Annotated in this window: 22 protein-coding genes and 1 tRNA gene; 11 read left to right on the top strand and 12 right to left on the bottom strand. The window is 69.9% G+C overall.

Features of this window, described 5'->3' with window-relative positions:
- Nucleotides 1-94: 94 nt before the first annotated feature.
- Nucleotides 95-439 (top strand): nuclear transport factor 2 family protein, encoded by a 345-nt coding sequence (locus Q7C18_RS05685; RefSeq protein ID WP_311024550.1) that lies wholly within the window; start codon nt 95-97, stop codon nt 437-439.
- A 143-nt stretch (nt 440-582) separates the two neighbouring features.
- On the opposite strand, the gene Q7C18_RS05690 is transcribed toward Q7C18_RS05685, so the two are convergent.
- From Q7C18_RS05690 to Q7C18_RS05700, 3 genes are all read right to left on the bottom strand, one after another.
- Nucleotides 583-1233 carry an MOSC domain-containing protein gene (locus Q7C18_RS05690; RefSeq protein WP_311024551.1) on the bottom strand — a complete coding sequence of 217 codons (651 nt, stop codon included), beginning with the start codon at nt 1231-1233 and terminating at the stop codon, nt 583-585.
- Between the two features lie 792 nt (nt 1234-2025).
- A complete protein-coding gene (locus Q7C18_RS05695; protein WP_311024552.1) occupies nt 2026-3210 on the bottom strand; it encodes a cystathionine gamma-synthase in 1185 nt (394 codons plus the stop codon).
- A gap of 9 nt (nt 3211-3219) precedes the next feature.
- The gene (locus Q7C18_RS05700) at nt 3220-4734 is read right to left on the bottom strand and encodes a pyridoxal-phosphate dependent enzyme (protein ID WP_311024553.1); all 1515 of its coding nucleotides are present in this window, start codon (nt 4732-4734) and stop codon (nt 3220-3222) included.
- Nucleotides 4735-4831: 97 nt separating this feature from the next.
- Between Q7C18_RS05700 and Q7C18_RS05705 the strand changes: the two genes are divergently transcribed.
- Entirely contained in the window at nt 4832-5905 is a 1074-nt protein-coding gene (locus Q7C18_RS05705; protein ID WP_311024554.1) for a 3-methyladenine DNA glycosylase, read from the top strand.
- A gap of 9 nt (nt 5906-5914) precedes the next feature.
- Here Q7C18_RS05705 and trxA read toward each other — a convergent pair whose 3' ends face one another.
- The 3 genes from trxA to Q7C18_RS05720 form a co-directional block, all read right to left on the bottom strand.
- Nucleotides 5915-6295: a thioredoxin gene (trxA, locus tag Q7C18_RS05710; protein WP_070161199.1), complete on the bottom strand. Its 381-nt coding sequence runs from the start codon at nt 6293-6295 to the stop codon at nt 5915-5917.
- Between the two features lie 138 nt (nt 6296-6433).
- Complete coding sequence (locus Q7C18_RS05715) at nt 6434-7384, bottom strand: hypothetical protein (protein WP_311024555.1); 951 nt, start codon at nt 7382-7384, stop codon at nt 6434-6436.
- Nucleotides 7385-7582: 198 nt separating this feature from the next.
- Nucleotides 7583-7664: transfer RNA gene (locus Q7C18_RS05720), tRNA-Tyr, on the bottom strand.
- Nucleotides 7665-7815: 151 nt separating this feature from the next.
- Between Q7C18_RS05720 and Q7C18_RS05725 the strand changes: the two genes are divergently transcribed.
- Entirely contained in the window at nt 7816-9165 is a 1350-nt protein-coding gene (locus Q7C18_RS05725; RefSeq protein WP_311024556.1) for a PLP-dependent aminotransferase family protein, read from the top strand.
- A gap of 86 nt (nt 9166-9251) precedes the next feature.
- Nucleotides 9252-9740, top strand: a complete 489-nt coding sequence (locus Q7C18_RS05730; protein WP_070158358.1) for a YajQ family cyclic di-GMP-binding protein — start codon at nt 9252-9254, stop codon at nt 9738-9740.
- An 18-nt stretch (nt 9741-9758) separates the two neighbouring features.
- Here the strand turns inward: Q7C18_RS05730 and Q7C18_RS05735 are convergent, their stop codons facing one another.
- Nucleotides 9759-10511, bottom strand: coding sequence for a helix-turn-helix domain-containing protein (locus Q7C18_RS05735; protein WP_311024557.1), 753 nt, complete (start codon nt 10509-10511; stop codon nt 9759-9761).
- Between the two features lie 56 nt (nt 10512-10567).
- On the opposite strand from Q7C18_RS05735, the gene Q7C18_RS05740 reads away from it, so the two are divergent.
- Nucleotides 10568-11053, top strand: coding sequence for an OsmC family protein (locus Q7C18_RS05740; RefSeq protein WP_311024558.1), 486 nt, complete (start codon nt 10568-10570; stop codon nt 11051-11053).
- On the opposite strand, the gene Q7C18_RS05745 is transcribed toward Q7C18_RS05740, so the two are convergent.
- A complete protein-coding gene (locus Q7C18_RS05745; protein ID WP_311024559.1) occupies nt 11034-11396 on the bottom strand; it encodes a hypothetical protein in 363 nt (120 codons plus the stop codon). The two genes, Q7C18_RS05740 and Q7C18_RS05745, sit on opposite strands and share 20 nt — an antisense overlap.
- A 121-nt stretch (nt 11397-11517) precedes the next feature.
- Entirely contained in the window at nt 11518-12750 is a 1233-nt protein-coding gene (locus Q7C18_RS05750; RefSeq protein WP_139827772.1) for a Na/Pi symporter, read from the bottom strand.
- 234 nt (nt 12751-12984) lie between these two features.
- Here Q7C18_RS05750 and Q7C18_RS05755 point away from each other — a divergent pair, with 234 nt between their 5' ends.
- A complete protein-coding gene (locus Q7C18_RS05755; RefSeq protein WP_311024560.1) occupies nt 12985-13884 on the top strand; it encodes a M48 family metalloprotease in 900 nt (299 codons plus the stop codon).
- Nucleotides 13885-13898: 14 nt separating this feature from the next.
- On the opposite strand, the gene Q7C18_RS05760 is transcribed toward Q7C18_RS05755, so the two are convergent.
- Nucleotides 13899-15323: an FAD-dependent oxidoreductase gene (locus tag Q7C18_RS05760; RefSeq protein ID WP_070158354.1), complete on the bottom strand. Its 1425-nt coding sequence runs from the start codon at nt 15321-15323 to the stop codon at nt 13899-13901.
- A gap of 173 nt (nt 15324-15496) precedes the next feature.
- Between Q7C18_RS05760 and Q7C18_RS05765 the strand changes: the two genes are divergently transcribed.
- The 5 genes from Q7C18_RS05765 to Q7C18_RS05785 are packed head-to-tail and all read left to right on the top strand — an operon-like array spanning nt 15497 to nt 18651.
- Nucleotides 15497-16063 carry an XRE family transcriptional regulator gene (locus Q7C18_RS05765; RefSeq protein WP_311024561.1) on the top strand — a complete coding sequence of 189 codons (567 nt, stop codon included), beginning with the start codon at nt 15497-15499 and terminating at the stop codon, nt 16061-16063.
- Complete coding sequence (locus tag Q7C18_RS05770; RefSeq protein WP_311024562.1) at nt 16060-16776, top strand: phenylalanine--tRNA ligase beta subunit-related protein; 717 nt, start codon at nt 16060-16062, stop codon at nt 16774-16776. The genes Q7C18_RS05765 and Q7C18_RS05770 overlap by 4 nt, the downstream gene beginning before the upstream one ends.
- 3 nt (nt 16777-16779) lie before the next feature.
- Complete coding sequence (locus Q7C18_RS05775; protein WP_311024563.1) at nt 16780-17676, top strand: dihydrodipicolinate synthase family protein; 897 nt, start codon at nt 16780-16782, stop codon at nt 17674-17676.
- Between the two features lie 52 nt (nt 17677-17728).
- The gene (locus tag Q7C18_RS05780; protein WP_070158351.1) at nt 17729-18157 is read left to right on the top strand and encodes a hypothetical protein; all 429 of its coding nucleotides are present in this window, start codon (nt 17729-17731) and stop codon (nt 18155-18157) included.
- A complete protein-coding gene (locus Q7C18_RS05785; RefSeq protein ID WP_311024564.1) occupies nt 18157-18651 on the top strand; it encodes an HIT family protein in 495 nt (164 codons plus the stop codon). The genes Q7C18_RS05780 and Q7C18_RS05785 overlap by 1 nt, the downstream gene beginning before the upstream one ends.
- 25 nt (nt 18652-18676) lie before the next feature.
- Here Q7C18_RS05785 and Q7C18_RS05790 read toward each other — a convergent pair whose 3' ends face one another.
- A complete protein-coding gene (locus Q7C18_RS05790; protein ID WP_396954343.1) occupies nt 18677-19780 on the bottom strand; it encodes a polyprenyl synthetase family protein in 1104 nt (367 codons plus the stop codon).
- Nucleotides 19707-20375 (bottom strand): demethylmenaquinone methyltransferase, encoded by a 669-nt coding sequence (locus Q7C18_RS05795; protein WP_070158359.1) that lies wholly within the window; start codon nt 20373-20375, stop codon nt 19707-19709. Before Q7C18_RS05795 ends, Q7C18_RS05790 begins: the two co-directional genes overlap by 74 nt.
- Nucleotides 20376-20377: the final 2 nt, after the last annotated feature.

Genomic DNA, 20377 nt, shown 5'->3' on the forward strand with positions numbered 1-20377 from the left:
GGATCTTCCGGAGAATGCTCTTCAAGTGTAGGGGACGCCGTCGCATTTTCCCCAATCAGGAGACCAACATCACGCTGAGTGGCACACTGGCCGGATGGACCATGGCCACCTGCAGACCCTCGAGACGGAGCTGCTCGCACCCACCGTCCGCGCGGACCGCCGCCGGCTCGACGTGCTGCTCCACCCCGACTTCCACGAGATCGGCAGGTCTGGCCGGCACGTGAGCCGCGAAGAGATCCTGGACGCCCTGCCCCACGAGGAGCGGACCGCCCCTCCGGTGCCGGAGGAACGGCGGGCCGACGACGTGGGCCCGGGTCTCGTGCTGCTGACCTACCGTCTCACCGACCCGGTCTCCGGACGGCGAAGCCGACACTGTTCTCTGTGGGAGACGACGCCCGAACCCCGCCTGAGGTACCACCAGGGCACCTGGGAACTCTGAGCCTCCCCACCACACCTTCGGCTCGATCCCACATGCTGAGGTGGTCTGCAGTTGTGGGTACTCGACTCGATCCAGTCGAGTACCCGAAACTCCAGACCAACTCGCGGAAGAGGAGGGCGGGTCGGGGAGGCTCTCTGCGCGGCTCAGTCGTTCGGGCGGGCCGCCGTCGGGCCCTTGGCCAGGGCGATCTCTCGGATGGTGAGCTCCGGGGCCTCCGCCGCAGCGATGACCTCCACCGGGTCGCCGGCGCGGACCTCTCCGGGGGTGACCACGCGGAAGTAGGTGCCAGGACGTCCGGCCTGCAGGAACCGCTTCACCCAGCCGGGCTGGTCCATCCAGCGCCCGAAGGTCGCACACGGGATCCTAGGCCGGGTGACCTCCAGGACGAGCCGGTCCCCCACCCGCCAGCGCTCACCCGGGAACGCGCCGTCGACGTCGAAATCCTCACCCGCGGACCCGGATATCCGCAGATTCTCCCCGAAACTGCCGGGCGAGATGTCCCGGCCCAGCTGCTCGGCCCACCAGACGGCGTCGTCGGCCGCATAGGCGTAGACCGCCTTCTCCTCCCCGCCGTGGTGCTTCCGGTCCGCCTGCAAGTCGCCGTGCAGGCCGAGGCTGCGCACCATCACGGGCCCGCTGACCGGACGCTTGTCGATGCCGGTGACCCCGACCGGACCGGGGTCGTCCCGAATCAGCTGGTCCACCACGCAGACGGCGTCGACAGTCCCGGTCAGGCCCAGACGCTGCGCGGCGGCGGCCAGACAGGTCGGAGAGGAGGCGTGGTCGAGGCTCATGGACGACAGTCTAAGCAGACCAGAGGTCCCACTCGGGAAGCCGGCTGTCGGCCCGGAGCACCCGGACAGTCAGTCCCCGAGCAGAGCCACAGGGACGACGGCGATTCCGTCTCGTCGACGAGAGGCACGTCTCCCTGTCGTCACCACCACCAGGTCCACGACGTCGTCGGGCATCTTCTCCCGCCACGATGAGGTCGACCTCCTCACACGAGTCATGCGACCGACGATGCGTCACCCGAGCGCCATGAGCCTCCGCAATGGCACGAACAGTGAGCGTCGCCAGCGCTTCGAACAGCTTGCCTGCCAGGTCGGCGGACGCGGGAAGGCTCAGGCGACGGGCGGTGAGTCCCTGATCGGGGAGGTCTCGGTCGATCACCCGTGGGAGGCAAGAGTCCAGCTCCCGCCCGAGCAGGTGAGCCGGACGCTGGCGCAGACCCGGGAATCCACCTCAGACGATCTCCTGGCAGCAGTCCGTCACGGGGAGCCCCGACTCCCCATGCACCTCCGTCTCCGAGCCGTCGATCATCTCGACCAGACTGACGGTCGACTCCGCGAGCCCTCTCTCGTGGAGACCCATCGGCCACAGCCGGGCGTGAAGGATTCGTCCCGCTCCACTCTGGACAGTCGAGCCGGCACGGGGCGCGGCGCTGCCGGCCAAGAGAAACGTGCACCACTGACGCTGCCTCTGGTGCACTTCTGCGACGCAGCATGCCTCCGCGGCTCGGGCCCTTATGAGCGCGCATCTGCGCCGACAAGGGCCCGCACCGCGGAGGCATTTCCGAACGTGTCGGTTCAGAGTCCGGCGAGCGCGGCGTCCAGGTCGTCGATGAGATCGGCCACGTCCTCGATGCCCACCGAGAGACGCAGCAGGTTCTCCGGCACGGCCAGCTCGGTGCCGCGCACCGAGGCGTGCGTCATCTCATGCGGGTAGTTCATCAGGGACTCGATGCCGCCCAGAGACTCGGCGAGCACGAACAGCCGGGTGGCCTCGGCGACCTTCCGCGCCGCGGGCTCCCCGCCGGCCAGCTGGAAGGAGACCATGCCTCCGTAACCGCTCATCTGCCTCGTCGCGAGCGCGTGGCCCGGGTGGTCCGGCAGACCCGGGTAGAGCACCCGCTCCACGCCCGGATGGCCCACCAGGTGCTCCGCCACGGCCTGAGCATTGCTGCAGTGCCGGTCCATCCGGACCCCGAGGGTCTTCAGCCCCCGGGTGGTCAGGTAGGCGTCCAGCGGTCCGGAGACCGCGCCGACGGCGAACTGCTGGAAGGCGACCTTCTCGGCCAGGTCTGCCGCGGCGTCGTCGGAGCCCAGCACCACGGCACCGCCGACGACGTCGGAGTGCCCACCGATGTACTTGGTGGTGGAGTGCACCACGATGTCCGCACCGAGGGCCAGCGGCTGCTGCAGGTACGGGGTGGCGAACGTGTTGTCCACGACCAGCAGCGCCCCGCGTGCGTGGGCGATCTCAGCCAGGGCCGGGACGTCGACCACCGTCATCAGCGGGTTGGACGGGGTCTCCACCCACAGCAGGGTCGCGTCGTCGCCGTCGAGCTCGGCGGCGACCCGCTCGTGGTCGTTGAGGTCCAGCGGAGTGTTCGCAATGCCCCAGTCGCCATGGATGCGGCTGATCAGCCGGTAGCTGCCGCCGTAGGCGTCGTTGCCCATCACGATTCGCTGTCCCGGGCGCATCACGGCCCGGATGACGGCGTCCTCGGCGGCCAGCCCGGAGCCGAAGCTGAAGGCGTGCCCCCCGCCCTCGACGGCGGCCAGCTGATTCTGCAGGGCCGTGCGGGTGGGGTTGCCGGCGCGGCCGTAGTCATAGCCGTTGCGCAGGTTCCCGATGCCGTCGGGCGCGAATGTGGTGGAGAAGTGGAGCGGCGGGACCACTGCGCCGAAGACCTCGTCGAGGTCCTGGCCGGCGTGGATCGCCTCGGTGGAGAATCCGCGAGCGCGGTGGGCGTCGTCGTGGTGGGTCATCGGTCCTCCTTAAGCACCGCTGAGGTGCGCCAACAGGTCGTTGCGGGTGAGCACGCCGACGATGTCGCCGTTCTCAGCCACCAGCAGGGTCGGGTTCTTCCGGAGCTTCGCCAGGATCTGCGGCACCGTCTCGGTGATGCCGACCAGAGGCAGGTCCGCACTGAGGTGCTGAGCCACCTCGTCTCGGGGGTCGGCGTGGCCCACGATGAGGTCCTCGGAGAGGCGCTCGACGTCGACGATGCCGTAGACCTCACCGATGCGGGCGACCCGCCCGGGCTGGTCGATGACGGGCACGATGTCGATCCCGTACCGGTTCATCACCGACACCGCCTCCCGCAAAGACGTGGTCCGGGGGATGGAGATCACCTCGGGCAGCGCTTCGCCCACGGAGGTCCGCTTGGCGGCGAGCACGTCGGCGGCCGTGGTGGAGGCGGGGTCCTTCGCGCCGGTGCCGGGGGCAGGGGCGGCGTCGGCACCGATGATGCCCTCACGCACCGCCGTGCTGATCTCGTCCTGGCTGGCCACGCTGATCTCGGTGCCGGTGGAGGTGGACACCACCTCGCCGAAGCCGTGGTCGATCATCCACTGGTCGTTGAAGATCTTGCCCAGGTAGCCGCGGCCGGAGTCCGGCAGCACCGCGACGACGACGTCGTCGGGCCCCAGATCGGCGGCGACCTTCAGCGCCGCGGCCACCGCGGTGCCGGAGGAGCCGCCCACGAGCAGTCCCTCCTCGGTGGCCAGCCGACGGGCCATGGCGAAGGACTCGGCGTCGGTGATGGCGTGGTTCTCGTCGGGGACGGAGGCGTCGTAGTTCTGCACCCAGACGTCCTCGCCGACGCCTTCCACGAAGTACGGGCGGCCCTCGCCGCCGGAGTAGATGGAGCCGTCCGGGTCCGCGACGACCACGCGCACCGGCCCGGTCTCGCGGTCCGCGGAGACCTCCTTGAGGTAGCGACCGGTGCCGGTGACGGTGCCGCCGGTTCCCGCGCCGACCACCAGGTGGGTGATGCGGCCTTCGGTGTCCTCCCAGATCTCCGGTCCGGTCGTCTCATAGTGGGAGGCGGGCGCGGCGGGGTTGGAGAACTGGTCAGGCTTGTAGCCGCCGTCGATCTCGGCGGCGATCTGGTCGGAGATCCCGTAGTAGGACAGCGGCGACTCCGCGGGCACGCCGTTGGGGCCGACGACGACGTCGGCTCCGTAGGCACGCAGCACGTCGCGCTTCTCCTGGGCGACCTTCGGCACGGTGATGAAGACGCTGCGGTAGCCCTTCTGCTGGGCCACCAGGGCCAGGCCGACCCCGGTGTTGCCGGAGGTCGGTTCGACGACGACGCCGCCGGGCTTCAGCCTCCCGTCGGCCTCGGCCTCCTCGATCATCTTCAGCGCGATGCGGTCCTTGATGGACCCTCCGGGGTTCAGGTACTCCAGCTTCACCAGCACGGTGGCGGAGATCCCCTCTGTGATGCGGTTCAGCTTCACCAACGGGGTGCCGCCGATGAGGTCGACGACGGACTGGGCATATCTCATGAGGCCAGCCTACCGGCGCGGACCGACGCGTCTCCGGGGCCCCTCCCCTGGGGGACTCACGGCGCAACATGTCAGTCCGCTGTGCTTCCATGGACAAGTGACGCACCAGCCCCTGACCCAAGACTCGGCGCGGCCGTGGGCGCCCGACGGCGAGGCAGTCGTCGACATGGCGGGGCCGGTGGATCTGCCGCGCACCCTGGGGATCATCCAGCGGGGCTCCGGGGACCCGGCGTTCCGGGTGGATCCCGGCGTCTGGAGGGGTGGGGCCGCCGGCACTTCGGGAGCGGGGGCGTGGGCCTGCTTCAGGATGTGGTCTCCGCAGTCCTCCCGCGAACTGGGCCAGGTCCTGCTCCGGCTGGATCAGCTGGACGTCTCCCGGGTGCGCGCCCGCCTGTGGTGCGCCGGCGTCGAGGCATCCTCCGAGGAGCTCGCCACGGCAGCGCTGGAGCGTGTGCCCGCGCTGCTGGGCGCTGAGGACGAGGGCTGGGAGGATTTCGACCTCCTGATCGACGCCCTCGGCGACGACCAGTCGACCGCCCTGGCGCGGATCCGTCGCCGGCACCCCGGGGTCCGGCTGCCGGCCACCGGCCAGCTGCTGGACCAGCTGGTGACAGTGACCCTGGAGCAGAAGGTCACCCATGACCAGGCCCGGCACGGCTGGCGTGAGCTGCTGCGCCGGCATGGAGAGCGCCCGCCCGGACCGGCGCCGGACTGGATGCGGCTGCCGTTGACCGGCGAACAGCTCCGCCGGATTCCGTCCTGGCGCTGGCATCAGATGTGGGTGCAGCCGCCGATGGCGGCCACGGTCCTGCGGATCGCCGAGCGTGCCTCCGCGCTGCATCGACTCGCGGCGTGCCCCGGCGATGCGGCATCACTGGAGGACCTGCAGTCCCGGCTGACGGCGATCTCCGGCGTCGGGGTCTGGACCGTCGCAGAGACCCTGCAACGCACGCACGGCGCCGCCGACCTGCCCGCGGTCGGTGATTATCACCTGCCCGCCCTGGTGGGCGAGGCGCTGACCGGGAGCAGGACCGACGACGCCGGCATGCTGCGGATCCTCGAACCGTGGCGGGGACACCGCCAGCGGGTGGTGCGGCTCATCCGGCTGAGCGGATACCGGCACCAGACGTTCGGGCCCCGGCTCAATCCTGCGGACCACCGGGGACGATGACGGGAAAGGTCAGCCCTGCTGCTGGCCCTCGGCCTGGTCCTCGGCGATCTGCCGGTGGATCTCCTCCATGTCGAGGCCCTTCACCGCGGTGATGACCTCGTTGAGCTGCTCGGCATTGAGCGCGCCGGGCTGGGAGAACACCAGCACCTTCTCGCGGAAGGCCATGAGAGTGGGGATGGAGGTGATGCTCGCCGCGGCGGCCAGCTCCTGCTCCGCCTCGGTGTCGACCTTGGCGAAGGTCACGTCCGGGTGCTCCTCGGAGACCTGCTCGTAGATCGGAGCGAACTGCTTGCACGGGCCGCACCAGTCGGCCCAGAAGTCCACCAGGAGGATGTCATTGTCCTCCAGGGTCTTCTGGAACTCCTCGGCGGTGATGTCGGTGGTAGCCATGGCGGCCACGATACGCGACACCGGCGGCGCTGTCGGCCCCGCAGCAGTCGCCGGCGCCCGCTTAAGCCGCCGGCGAAAGGCCTGCGGTCTGCAGTCCTGGCGTGCGCAGTCCTGGCGTGTGCAGTCCTGGTGCGCGCCTCAGTCCACGCACCAGAGGACGGGTTCCTCGTCGCCCTCCTGTGCCTCCAGGCAGATCGCCGCCTCCTGGGCGAGGTCTCGCAGCGCCGGGTCCACCGGCAGCTCGAGGTGCAGCGTCTCCCCGGGTGCGAGGGTGTGGACCTCATCTTCCGGCCCCCACAGCCACACCGGCACCGCAGTGACCGTCCGCAGGGTGTCCGAATCGGACGGGACCCTCAGGCGCAGCTCGTCCCGAGCCGTGCTGACGAGCTCGAGCAGGTGGCGGTCCTGCGCGCCGTCCTCGATCTCCTCCCGTTCTGCGGCCTCGTGGCTGCGCCTCGGCAGCAGAGCACTGAACGGCCGCTCGGTCTCCGGTGGGAGCTCGATGCCGTTCTGCTCGGCGGCCCAGGCCATCCCGTCGAACGGCTCGGCCGCAGGGTCGGCCTCGGTGCAGGTCAGCTCGAGGGCCGCCTCGGAGCTGCGGATCACCACCTCCAGCAGCATCCCCGGCAGGGGGTAGTGGTCCTCGAAGGACGAGAACGCAACTTCCTCAGCGTCGGTGACCGCCAGGCACAGGGTCTCGACGTGCGTTCCGGCCGCGCTGACCGGAACGTCCTCCCCGGCAGGGACGCTCAGCACCGTGACCCGCGGCGCGTCGGCGTAGAGGATCTCTCCGCGCTCCCAGGGCAGGTCGAACGGACTCACGTGCAGGGTGACTCCGTCGACCGTGGGCGGGCCCGGATCCCGGGGAAAGACGACGTCTCGTGCGGAGGAGATCAGCACCACGTATCGGTCGGCGTCGGCGTCGGGCCGCAGCGTGAGGGTGACGTCCTCGGCCAGGCTCGCCTCTCCAGCGTTGACGCGCAGGATCCGCCCGTCCTCCAGTTCCAGGTCGGCGACCGCGGCGTCACGGTCGTCGGTCTGCCGCAGATCGACGACGGCGGAACGGCCGGTCGGCTCGCCGAGCGGCACACAGCCAGCCAGCAGGACGGCCGCAGCCGTCCCCGTCAGTGCGAGGCGACTACGGCCCCACCTGCGTCCTCTCCCCCGGTGCCCCATGACACCAGTGTCCATGGTCCGGGGCCTCAAAGCACCGGAGACGCCCGACGAGTTGTGAGACCCCAGGCACGAGAAAGGCCCGGACCGTGTGGTCCGGGCCTTTCCAGTGGGTGGCAGATGAGGGATTCGAACCCCCGTAGGCAATGCCAGCTGATTTACAGTCAGCCCCCTTTGGCCGCTCGGGTAATCTGCCGTGGTGCCGTCGTCGGCACCAGACAACTTTACCCAAGACCTCGCGATTTTTCGAATCGGTCGCTCCGGGACGTCCCCGTCCGCCTGTCACGACTTGCCAGTAGGCTGGCCCTGCCCCGTTGTTCACCCATGCCCAGAACCTAGGAGGCTTCGTGGCTGACGTCGAAGCCGAGTCATTGGCCCGCTCCCTGACCGAACGCAGCCCGGCCGGCATCGCCGAGCAGATCCGCGAACTCATCGCCGCCGGCGTGCTCACCGCCGGGATGCGCCTGCCCACCGTCCGCGACGTCGCCACCGAGATCGGAGTCAGCGTCGGCACGGTCGCCCAGGCCTGGGCGCTGCTGCGCGAAGGTGGGCTCGTGGAGACCCGACGCCGGGGCGGCACCCGCATCATCGAGGGCGCCGACCCCCTGGGTGGCGAGTTCGCCGGCTGGTCCGGTGTGGACCTGCTCTACTGCAGTCCTGACCCTCATCTGCTGCCGCCGCTGGACGAAGCTCTGGCCAAAGCTCTCAAGCAGCCCGGCATCAACGCCTGGGGACGGGAGCATATGCTTCCGGAGCTGCAGAAGGAGCTGCAGAAGCGGCTGACGGACCAGCCGCGGGAGTTCGTCACCGTCAGCTCCGGCACCGAGGCGCTGTGGCTGGCCACCCGCGCTGCGGCGGAGTCCGGGGACACCATCGCAGTGGAGGAGCCCACGTCCCCCGGCTACCTCTCCGTGCTGCAGTCCATGGGCCTGCGGGCGGTCGGGGTCCCGGTGGACGAGCAGGGTCCGGTCCCGGAGCGTCTCTCCGAGGCCCTCGAAGCCGGCGCGGTCGCGTTCGTGCACTCCCCCGGCGGTGCATTCTCAGATCGCCACACCCTCACCCCAGAGCGTGGGCTCGCCCTGGAGGCCGCCCTGGAGGCCGCCCCGGAGGTGCTGATCATCGAGGACGATCCGCTGGGACCGCTGGGCCCGGGGGCTGCCCCTTCCCTGGATGCGCTGTTCCCCGAACGGACCGTGCGGGTGCTCGGATTCGAGCGCGCGTTCGGCATGGATCTGCGCACCTCGGCCCTGGCGGGGCCCCGGGAGCTGGTGCATCGCTGTGTGCGTCACCGGTCCGGAGGCGTGGCCTCGAACTCGCGGATCCTTCAGCATGCGCTGGTGCAGCTGCTGCGGGACCCGGTGGTCTCTCACCGTCTCACCTCCGCGCGGGGACACTATGCCACCCGCCGACGACTGGCCTTGGAGGCTTTCGAAGCCGCCGGACTGACCGCCCGCGCGGGCACCCACAGCTGGGCGGTGTGGGTGGAGGTCGCCGACGAGCGCGCTGCGGCCCTGGCGCTCAGCGGCCAGGGGGTGGTGGCCGACGTCGGCGCCGCCAGCCACGTCACGGAGCAGCCCACCGGCCTGCTCCGCTTCTCGGTGGCGCAGCTGCCGGAGGACGACGCCGTGCTGGCCGAGCTGGCGCAGCTGGTGCGTCGCGCCGCCGTCGGGGAGCTGGGCGAGGCGACGTTCGTCTGAGCCGCTTTCGCCGCTCACCTCACCTCGCCGTCCGTGGACGTCGATAGACTCGACGTCGACGACGACCCCGAGCAACAGGAGGATCTATGGCCAAGGAATCCAGCTTCGACATCGTCTCTAAGGTGGACAAGCAGGAGGTCAGCAACGCCCTGAACCAGGCGCAGAAGGAGATCGCTCAGCGCTACGACTTCCGCGGCACCGGCGCGGAGATCGACTTCTCCGGGGAGAACATCCTCATCAAGGCCAACTCGGAGGAGCGGGCCAAGGCCGTGCAGGACGTGTTCGGCTCCAAGCTCATCAAGCGCGGCATCTCCCTGAAGTCCTTCGACGCCGGCGAGCCCTTCGCCTCCGGCAAGGAGTACCGGATCGAGGGAGCCATCAAGGAGGGCATCGACCAGCCCACCGCGAAGAAGATCACCAAGCAGATCCGGGATGAGGGCCCCAAGTCGGTCAAGGCCACCATCCAGGGCGATGAGCTGCGCGTGACCTCGAAGTCGCGTGACGACCTCCAGGAGGTCATCACGATGCTGAAGGACTTCGATGACGCGGCCCTGCAGTTCGTCAACATGCGCTGAGGATCCGACCACCTGGACTCAGTCGAGGACGAGCCCCCAGGCATCTCGCAGAAGCCCGCGCCCAGACTCCGTGAGCGTCAGCCCACGGCCGGCGCGGTGCTTCTGCACCCACTCGGCATCGAGGAAACGCGTGGCCACTGCTGCGCCGAGAGCTCCCGCCAGGTGGGGCCGACGCACGGTCCAGTCCAGGCAGGCCCGCGTGGTGGGGCGCCTGGCCTCTCCTGCCGCGCAGACGTCGACGTCCAGGGCTGACAGGCCCTCCGCTCCGCGGTCGCTGAGTGCCAGCTGGTCCCCCGTCAGCCAGCCGCGACGTCGCCATTCGTCGGTGATCGCCACACCGAGTCGACCCGCCAGATGGTCGTAGCACAATCGGGCCTCCGCGAGCCGTGCGGCCTCACGGCTGACCGCATAGCTGTGAACCTCTGTAGGTTCGCTGACCGCCCCAAGGGCCTCCAATGCCTCTGCCACCTCCGGACCCGCAAGGGCGTACCAGCGACGCCTCCCCTGAGCCGTACAGGTGACCAGCCGGGTCTCCACCAGCACCGCCAGATGCTCCGATCCGGTGGAGGGACTCACCTTCGCCGCCCGAGCCAGCTCCCCCGCCGGACGGACGCTTCCGTCCATGAGCAGGTTCAGCATCCTCGCCCGCGCCGGCGCTGCCAACGCGGCCCCGATCCGCGCGAAGTCCCGGTCTCTCATCTCCACCACCGGCACCGCCCCGTCCCGTCCTGGCGCGTCCTGCTGCGCCTGGTCATCTGGTTCCCTGCTCATCCTCCCGCAACGACGTTTCGGCCGTGGCCGCACCGATCGGCTCCTACGGTGGATCCATGAGTGCTACAGCCCACCATTATCAGACCCGACTCGCCTGGCCTGTCTCCCCGGAGGCGGGTTCCACCGGTCGAGGGCTCCGAGGCTACTCCCGGAATCATGAGGTGGTCACCGACGGAGTGGACGGCGCCCTGGCCTTGAGCGCGGACCCGGGCTTCCGTGGAGATCCGTCGCGGCTCAACCCCGAGCAGCTGCTGGTGATGGCGGCGTCGTCCTGCCAGATGCTGAGCATGCTGGGGGCCGCTGCCCGTGCGGGGGTGGACATCCTCAGCTATCAGGATGTCGCCACGAGCCGGCTGCTGGGTAATGCCGCCCGCCTCGACCCCATCCGCCTGGAGGTGACGGTCCAAGTCGCTCCAGGAACGGACGCATCCCGCGTCCGCGAGCTCGCGCAGGAGGCGCACGAGCAGTGCTACATCGCCAACAGTCTGGCGATCCCCGTCGAGGTGGATCTCACCGCGGTGGTCACCGCGGGTCGGGGCTGAGCGGAGGATCGCCTCCGTCGTCCTCCTGCCCGGGCAGTGCCGGGCCATCCGTGCCGTCCGAGCCGGACCGCCCGCCGGCGTCGCCGTCCTGCCCGCGGACCTCGTGGAGGACCTCCTGGAAGAAGTCGCGGACCTCTTCCCAGCGGACGCGGGAATTCGCGAGGTGCTCCTCGAGGCGCTCGATCTCCTCATGCTGCAGGCGCCGCTGACGCTGCTCGGAGAGCTCTCGGCGCAGCTCGGCGACCGTGGACTCGGCCTCGCGGAGGATCTTCTCGAGCTCGGCCTCCAGCTCCGTGACGTTCTCGTCGTGCTCCGGACGATGCTCCTCGTGTTCAGCGCTCACGGCCTGGCCCCTTCTCTTCCCTGAGGCGCAGCGCGCCCGCGTTCTCAGCTCCCACTCTGGCCCAGCATGGGCTCCGGCACAACACGTGCCGAGGGCCGGACGGTGAACGGCGGGGGAACGCTCAGAAGATGACGGTGCCGAAGATCAGCACCAGCGGCAGGGCGACGAAGACGCCGAGGACCCAGACGGCGGCGTAGATCTTCTTCTCGGCCGCCAGGTTCGCCAGCCAGGTGGCGCCGCGCGGCGGCAGCTCCCGCAGGAACGGCAGGCCGAAGATCACCAGGGTGGCCAGCACGTTGAAGCTCAGGTGCACCAGGGCGGCGATGAGCGCGTAGTGCGCCTCCACGCCGGTGAAGGCGAAGGCGGAGATCAGCGCGGTCACCGTGGTGCCGATGTTGGCGCCGATGGTGAACGGGTAGACCTGGCGCAGCGTGAACGCGCCGGAGCCGGCCAGCGGGACCATCAGGGCGGTGGAGGTGGAGGAGGACTGCACCATGACGGTCATCAGAGCGCCGGAGCCGATGCCGGTGATCGGGCCGCGGCCCATGGCCGCGTGGAAGACGGCCTTCGCCTTGCCGACCATCAGGACCTTGAGCATCCGGCCGATGAAGTTGATGACCATCAGGATCAGCGCCACGGCGACCACGATCATCACGATGCCGCGGACCGGGTCCGGGATCCAGCTGACGGTGTACTGGATGCCGTCCGCCAGCGGCGTGGTGGCTGCTTTGACGACGTCGCCGATGCCGCCGAACACCGCAGCGAACAGGCCGCCGTCGCTGTCCGAGGCGTGGCCGGCGAAGAACGTGGCGATGCGCTCCAGCAGGCCGAAGGCCATCTCCAGGGGCAGGAAGATCAGCACCGCGATGAGGTTGAAGAAGTCATGGACGGTGGCGGCGGCGAATCCGCGGCGGAACTGCTCCTTGTCCCGGACCATGCCGAGGCTGACCAGCGTGTTGGTCAGCGTGGTGCCGATGTTCGCACCCAGGATGATCGGGATGGCCACCTGCAGCGGCAGACCGCCGGCGACGAGGCCGACGGTGACCGAGGTGGTGGTGGAGGAGGACTGGGTCAGCGCCGTGGCGGCCACACCGATCATCAGGCCGATGAGCGGGTTGGTGGCAAAGGCGAACAGCGTCTCCGCCTGGTCGCCGGTGGCGGCCTTGAAGCCGGAGCCGATGACATTGACGGCGGTGATGAGCACGTAGACGGCGGCCACGACGGCCAGCCAGTTGATGACGTCGAGTGCGCGGCCGGAGAATCCGAGGCGCTCGAACGGGCTGATGAGACGGGGCGTCTCCTCAGCGGCCTGCACTGCCGGGCGGCGGGCCTCGACAGACGGCATTGCGGTCATCCAGTCTCCTCCAGATGTGGGCTACGCACAGCCCTGACTCACTGTCCTCATCCAGAGTGATCCCTCCCGACGACCAGAACCACACGTTAAGGTGAACGGAAGGTGAACAGTGGCGCACCGACCCTGTGAGTCCTCGCACAGACGTCCGCGCAGACCTCCGCACAGCTGTCCGCCCTCAGCGTGCAGACAGCCGCCCCAGGGCGCCGTGTCAGGCGGGATCAGTAGGATGGCGCCATGCACCATCACCATGGACGGCTCCGCACGGCAGGCCTGCTGGCCTTCCTGTTCGCCCTGCTCCTCTTCGTGGGCGCGATCGTCGCCTACTTCACCAATGCGCCGATCTTCCTGTTCATCTTCGCCGGAGTCGGCCTGGTCTCCGTGGCGATCAGCTACTGGAACTCGGACAAGATCGCACTGCGCGCCATGAAGGCCTACCCGGTGAGCCGGGAGCAGGCCCCCCAGCTCTACCAGATGGTGGAGGAGCTGGCCCACCGCGCCCAGCAGCCGGTGCCGCGCATCTACATCGCACCCAGCCCCACCCCGAACGCCTTCGCCACGGGCCGCAATCCCGAGAACGGCGTCGTGTGCTTCACCGAGGGCATTCTCAACCTGCTGACTCCGCGCGAGCTACGCGGTGTGACCGGCCACGAGCTGATGCACGTCTACAACCGAGACATCCTGGTCTCCTCGGTGGCGGCGGCCGTGGCCGGCTTCCTGACCACCATCAGCCAGTACTTCATGTTCTTCGGCATGATGGGCGGCGGTCGCAGCAACAACCAGGGCGGCGGCAACCCGCTGGTCCTGGTGGGCGGCCTGCTGGCCATGCTGCTGATGCCCATGGCGGCCAGCCTGATCCAGATGGCGATCAGCCGCACCCGCGAGTATGACGCCGACGCCGACGGCTCGGAGCTCAGCGGAGACCCGCTGGCGCTGGCCTCAGCCCTGCGCAAGCTCGACGGCGGCATCGCCCGTCAGCCGCTGCGCGAGGAGCCCAAGCACGACGCCCACGCGCACATGATGATCGCCAACCCCTTCGGACCGAAGGCGAAGCAGATGTTCAGCACCCACCCGCCGATGGACGAGCGCATCGCCCGCCTGGAGCAGATGGCCGGCGGTCAGGCCCCGCAGGGCTGATCGGCCGGCGCCGGTCAGACCGTCGCCTGCACCGCGCGGGAGATGCGCACCATCTCCTCGCGCGGGACCACCTTGACGCGCTCGCGCTCCACGGGGCCGGACGCAGTGGCCTCCTCACCGAGGCGGACCTCGTGCTCATCCAGCTGCAGCCATCCGTCCCAGGTGGTGAACTCGACACCACGGGACTCCAGCAGCTCCACCACAGCATCCTCCCGCGGGTCCTCGGCCACGGGCAGGTGGTGGACATCCTCGAGCAGGCAGCCGATGGTCTCCAGCGCATCGCCCTTGGTGTGACCGATGAGCCCCACCGGCCCCCGCTTGATCCAGCCGGTGGCGTAGGTGCCGGGAATGTGTTCGCCGTCCTGCAGGACGCGGCCGGCCTCGTTGACGATGACGCCGCGGCGCTCGTCGAAGGGCACGCCGTCCACAGGGGAGCCGAAGTAGCCGACGGCCCGGTAGACCGCCTGGCACTCGTAGTCCAGGAACTCTCCGGTGCCACGGACGCCGCCGGCGCCGTCGAGCTCCATGCGTTCGAAGCGGACCCCGGCGACCTTCCCGGCCCGGTCGCCGGTGCCTTCGAGGATCTCCACCGGCTGGTGCAGGAAGTGCATATGCAGCCGGCGTGACGCCTCCTCGGTGCGTTCCTCCTGCTCCACCAGCCAGTTCGCCAGGGTGTTGACCATGGTCTTGACCTGGTTGTTGGACTTGATGGCCTCGTCCGAGGCCTCGTCGAACTCGAAGTCCTGCTCGTCCAGGACGATGTCGACGTCGCGGCTGTGGGCCAGCTCGCGCAGCTCCAGCGGGGTGAACTTCACCTGGGCGGGCCCACGGCGCCCGAAGATGTGGACGTCGGTGACGGGCGAGGACGCCAGCCCCTGGTAGACGTTGTCCGGGATCTCTGTGCTGAGCATGTCCGTGGCGTGCTTGGACAGCACGCGCGCCACGTCCAAGGCCACGTTGCCGTTGCCGATGACGGCCACCTTCTCCGCCTCCAAGGGCCACTCGCGGGGGTAGTCCGGGTGGCCGTCGTACCAGGAGACGAAGTCCGCGGCGCCGAAGGACCCCTCGAGCTCGATGCCGGGGATCGCCAGCTCGGCGTCCTTGATGGCCCCGGTGGCGAAGATGACGGCGTCGTAATGACGCCGCAGGTCCTCCAGGGTGATGTCGGTGCCGACGTCGACATTGCCGAGCAGACGGATGTCTCCACGGTCCATGACCTTGTGCAGAGCCTTGATGATGCCCTTGATCCGCGGGTGGTCCGGGGCCACGCCGTAGCGGATCAGCCCGAAGGGCGCCGGGTAGCGGTCGAAGAGGTCGATGCTGAACTCGATGTCGCTCTTCTTCTGGGACTTCGACAGGATGTCCGCCGCGTAGACGCCGGCGGGGCCGGAGCCGATGATGGCCACACGGAGGGGCCGCTGGCGAGGATTCTCAGACACGGACGACTTCCTTTCGGCGCGAATACCACAGAACAGTATGCCGTATTGGTCAACGCCACCCCTCCCCCCGGCTGTTCCCGACAGGCGCGAACTCCGCCCATCATGAGGGAACTCACACCATCAGCAGCAGCATCACTGGCCAGGTGCACGAAAAGTGCACTACAGTGCACTGCATGGATGTGACCCAGGCCCTCGGCGAGCGCGTGCGCTCCGCCCGCCTCCGCCGCGGCTGGACCTTGGACCGACTGGCGGAAGCGGCCGGCGTCTCCCGCCGCATGGCGGTCAACATCGAACAGGGCACCACCAACCCCACGCTGGCCACGCTGCTGAAGCTCAGTGAAGCGCTCGGCACCGGACTGCCGGCGCTCGTGGAGCCCCCGCGCCGGCCCCTGCAGGTCACCCGGTCCGGGGAGGGCTCCACGCTCTGGAAGGGCGAGCACGGCGGACGCGGCGTGCTGGTGGCCTCCTCGGACCGCCCCGACGTCGTCGAACTCTGGGACTGGACGCTGCGCCCCGGAGAGTCCCACCGCAGCGCACCGCATCTGCCTGACACGCGGGAACTGCTGCATGTGATCTCCGGGGAGCTGACTGTGGAGGTCGACGACGACGCCGTCACCCTCTCCCCCGGCGACTCCCTCACCTTCCCCGGAGACGCCCCGCACGCCTACCGATGCACCGGCGCCGACCCGACGCGCTTCTCCCTGACCGTCCACGAACCCCGCAGCGAAGGACCCTCATGACAGCACTGACCCAGACCGACCTCGACCGGTTCCTGGCCGGAGCCCGCATCACCGACCCGGTCATGGCGTTGCGCCCCGACTACCGGGCCCTGCTGCTGGCCGTGGACCGGGTCGACGCCGGCGAGCGCGACGCCGCCAGCGAGGACCTGCTGCGCCGCGCCGAGGCCTCCGCCGCCGAGGAGCTCACCTCCCGGCCCGTCACCGAGGTGCCGCATGTGGCCGCCTGGCGGGAGGCCTACCGGGCCTTCGGCGCCAAACCCAAGAAGGTCCGCAGCAGCCTGGAGGCGCTGATGCGCCGCGCCGCCTCCGACGGACTGCCGCGGATCAACCGGCTGACCGATGTCTACAACGCCGTCTCGGTGCTCCACCAGGTGCCTGTGGGCGGAGAGGACCTGCACCGCTACCAGGGCTCACCTGTGCTGACCCGGGCCGCCGGGGACGAACCCTTCGACACCGCCGCCGGCGGAGAGCCGCTCATCGACCACCCAGAGGCCGGAGAGGTCATCTGGCGCGACGACGTGGGGGTGACCTGCCGGCGGTGGAACTGGCGTCAGGGCCGCCGTACCGCGCTGACGACGTCGACCTCCGCCGCCCTGTTCATCTTCGACGCCCTCGAGCCGATGGACGACGACGCCCTGCACGCCGCCGCCGACGTCCTGGTGGAGCACCTGGGCGCCGGAGCCTCTGCCCGCCGCCTCCTGCCGGGAGACTGAGCCATGCCTGCCCCGACCCCCGCAGAGCTCTTCTCCGGCCTCTCCGCCTTCCCGCTGACGCCATTCCGCAGAGCCGCCGACGGAACGGACACCGTCGACCTCGACGCCGTGTCCTCCCTGGTGGCACGCTGCGCGTCCGCCGGAGCCCAGAGCATCACCGTGCTGGGCTCCACGGGCTCCTACGCCTACCTGAACCGCACCGAACGGCGGGACGTGCTGGAGGCCGCCGTCGCCGCGTCCCCCGGGAGCCCCGTGCTGGCCGGTGTGGGAGCGCTGCGCACCTCGGCGGTGCTGGAGCACGTGCGCGACGCCGAGGCCGCCGGCGCGGCCGGCCTGCTGCTGGCCCCGGTCAGCTACCAGCCGCTCTCCGAGGACGAGGTCGTCGGGCTCTTCGACGACGTGTGCCGCCGTACGGAGCTTCCCGTGGCGCTCTATGACAATCCCCGCACCACCGGATTCCGCTTCACCCCCGAGCTCTACGGGCGCATCGCCGCACTGCCCCAACTGGCGGCGGTGAAGATCCCGCCGTTGCCGGAGGACCCCGCCCAGGCCCGCGACGTCGTCGCCGCAGTCCGCGCGGAGGTCCCCGACGACGTCGCCCTCGGCATCTCCGGCGATCCCTCGGCGCTCCGGGGGCTCACCTCCGGCTGCGCGGCCTGGTTCTCCGTGATCGGCGGGGTGCTGCCCGGGGCCGCCCGTCGGCTGGTGGAGCGCCGGGACGACACCGAGCTGAGCCCGCTGTGGCCGCTGATGGCCACCCATGGCAGCCTGCGCGTGGCCGCCGCAGCCGCCGAACATCTGGGACTGGCGCCCCGGGACTGCCTGCCCCGGCCGCTCCGAGGGCTGGACGAGGACGCCCGTGCCCACGTGGCCGACGCGCTGGAGACCGTGCAGCCCTGACCGTCCAGCCCTGATGACCGCCCAGCCCTGACCGCCCAGTAGACTGGCGCGCATGGCGGAGATGCTGCTCGAGAAGTTCAAGGCCCTGGTCCCGAAGTACCTCGATGAGAAGTGGACCCCGCAGGAGGGCTACTCCGCCGAGGAGCTGGGCGACGCCCTCGCGGAGGCGGAGCTGCCCGACGGCGTCCGACTGCCGCTGGTGCTCGAAGAGTTCTACCGGGCGCTGGGCCGCTGCGAGGAGCTCATGGAGGCCCATCACTTCTTCTTCGACCCGGACGAGCTCGAGGTCGAGGACGGGCACCTGCTGTTCCTGGAGGACGAAGACGAACGCTGGGTGTGGGGCATCCCCGTGGACATCCTGGACGTCCCGGACCCGCTGATCCGGCGTCGCAGCAACAAGCAGAAGCACTGGAACGATGAGGACGCCACCGTGGGCGAGTTCATCCTGGACCTGCTCGAGTTCTCCTTCGAGGAGGACTGATGCCGCTGTGGAGCTCCCACGCGCCGGACGCCTATCCCTGCCCGTTCTGCGGCCTGGCCCGCGGTGACGTCAGCGACCCGACGAACCGCTGCGAGCTGAGCGACCTCGTCTTCCAGGACGAGGAGCTGCTGGTGTTCATGGCCTGCGACGGGTTCGGCCCGCACGAGGGTCACGCGATGATCTCCCCGGTGGCCCACCGGGAGACGCTCTACGACCTCGACGACCACCTGCTGGCGCGCATCGGGGCCATGTCCCGGGACCTCGCTCTGGCGATGAAGCTCGCCTGGAACCCGGAGGGCACCTCCGTGCGGCAGCACAACGAGCCGGCCGGCAACCAGCACGTGTGGCACTATCACCTGCACGTCTTCCCGCGGTACAGCGATGACATGCTCTACCGGCAGGTCCGTCATCCCGTGGCCGTGGAGGTGCGGGCCCAGAAGGCCCGGCAGCTGGCGGCCGCGCTGGAGCAGATCCTGGCCGGGGCCAGGCACTGACCCTCAGGCCGGCGGCTTCAGCGGCTCAGCTCTCGCGGTCGACGACGGCCTCGGCGAAGGACAGCAGCGCCGACTTCACCGTGGACTCCGGCAGTCCCGCCACCGCCTCCTGGGCGGTGGCCGACCAGGCGCGGGCCACCTGCCAGGCCTCTTGGGTGACCGGGTGCGTGACGACGGCGGCCACGGCCTCGGCCAGGGCCTCATCTCCCCGGAGATCGCCGTCCACCAGGCGCAGCGCCTCAGCCGCCTCCTGTTCCCCGGCGGCGGCGCGTTCGCGCAGCAGCAGCACCGGCAGCGTAGGGACCCCTTCGCGGAGGTCGGTGCCGGGCGTCTTCCCGGAGGTCTCGCCGTCGGAGGTGAGGTCGATGACGTCGTCGGCCAGCTGGAACGCGACCCCGACGGCCTCACCGTAGGTGGCCAGCATGGCCGCGGTCTCCTCCGTGCATCCGCCGAACATGGCGCCGAGCCGGGAGGCGGCCGCCACCAGGGACCCGGTCTTGTCCGCGATGACGGACAGGTAGTGCTTCTTGGGGTCGTCACCCTCGCGCGGGCCGACCGTCTCGTGCAGCTGCCCCATGACGAGGCGTTCGAAGGTCTCGGACTGCACCCGGGAGCCCTCCTCGCCCATCTCGGTCATCAGCTGCGAGGCGCGGGCCAGGATCAGGTCACCGGTGAGGATGGCCACCGAGTTGCCCCACACCTCGTGGGCGGCGGGGGCGCCACGGCGGACCGGCGCGGAGTCCATGACGTCGTCGTGATACAGGGTCGCCAGGTGGGTCATCTCCATGACGACGGCGGCTTCCCTGACCTGCGCGTCAGGGCCCTCGCCCAGGAGGGAGGTCAGGATGGTCAGCAGCGGGCGGATGCGCTTGCCGCCGGCCTCGGCCAGGTAGCGGGCGGAGGCGTTGGCCAGCTCGTCGGAGCTGGAGAGGGCCTCCAGGAGTCGCTCTTCGACCTCCCCGAGGGCGCGGAAGACCTCGGAGGCGAGGTGCTCGTCGTCGGCGAGAACGTCAAACCCGGCCGGCAGTCTCAGCGACAGGGGCTCGGCTGCTGATTCAGTCATCGGAGTCCAGCCTACCGAGCTTGCGTGCGTGGTGGATGGCCACGATGCCTCCGCTGAGGTTCCGATACTTCACATCCGCGTACCCGACCCCAGAGATCTGGGCGGCCAACTCGTCCTGGTCCGGCCAGGCCCGGATGGACTCGGCCAGATACACGTACGCCTCCGGGTTGGAGGACATCGCCCGCGCCACGGGGGGAAGCGCCCGCATCAGGTACTCGTTGTAGACCCGATTGAACGGAGCGAAGGTGGGGTCGGAGAACTCCATGACCGCCAGGCGACCGCCAGGCCTGGTCACGCGGAGCATCTCCGCCAGTCCCGCGATCGGGTCGGCCACGTTGCGCAGCCCGAAGGAGATCGTGACGGCGTCGAACGTGTCATCGGCGAAGGGCAGGTTCATGGCGTCCCCAGCCACGAAGGTCATGTCAGGGCGCCGACGCTTGCCCACCTGGAGCATGCCCAGGGAGAAGTCGCAGGCGATCGCCTCAGCGCCGGCGGCCACGAACGGCTCCGTGGAGGTGCCGGTGCCGGCGGCCAGGTCCAGCACCCGCTCTCCGGGCTGGACGTCCAGCGCCTCCACCAGACGTCGGCGCCACAGCCGGGCCTGTCCGAAGGACAGCACGTCGTTGGTGATGTCATAGCGGGCGGCGACCTCGTCGAACATCG

The organism is Nesterenkonia sp. CL21, assembly GCF_031705515.1.
Classification (GTDB): Bacteria; Actinomycetota; Actinomycetes; order Actinomycetales; family Micrococcaceae; genus Nesterenkonia; species Nesterenkonia aethiopica.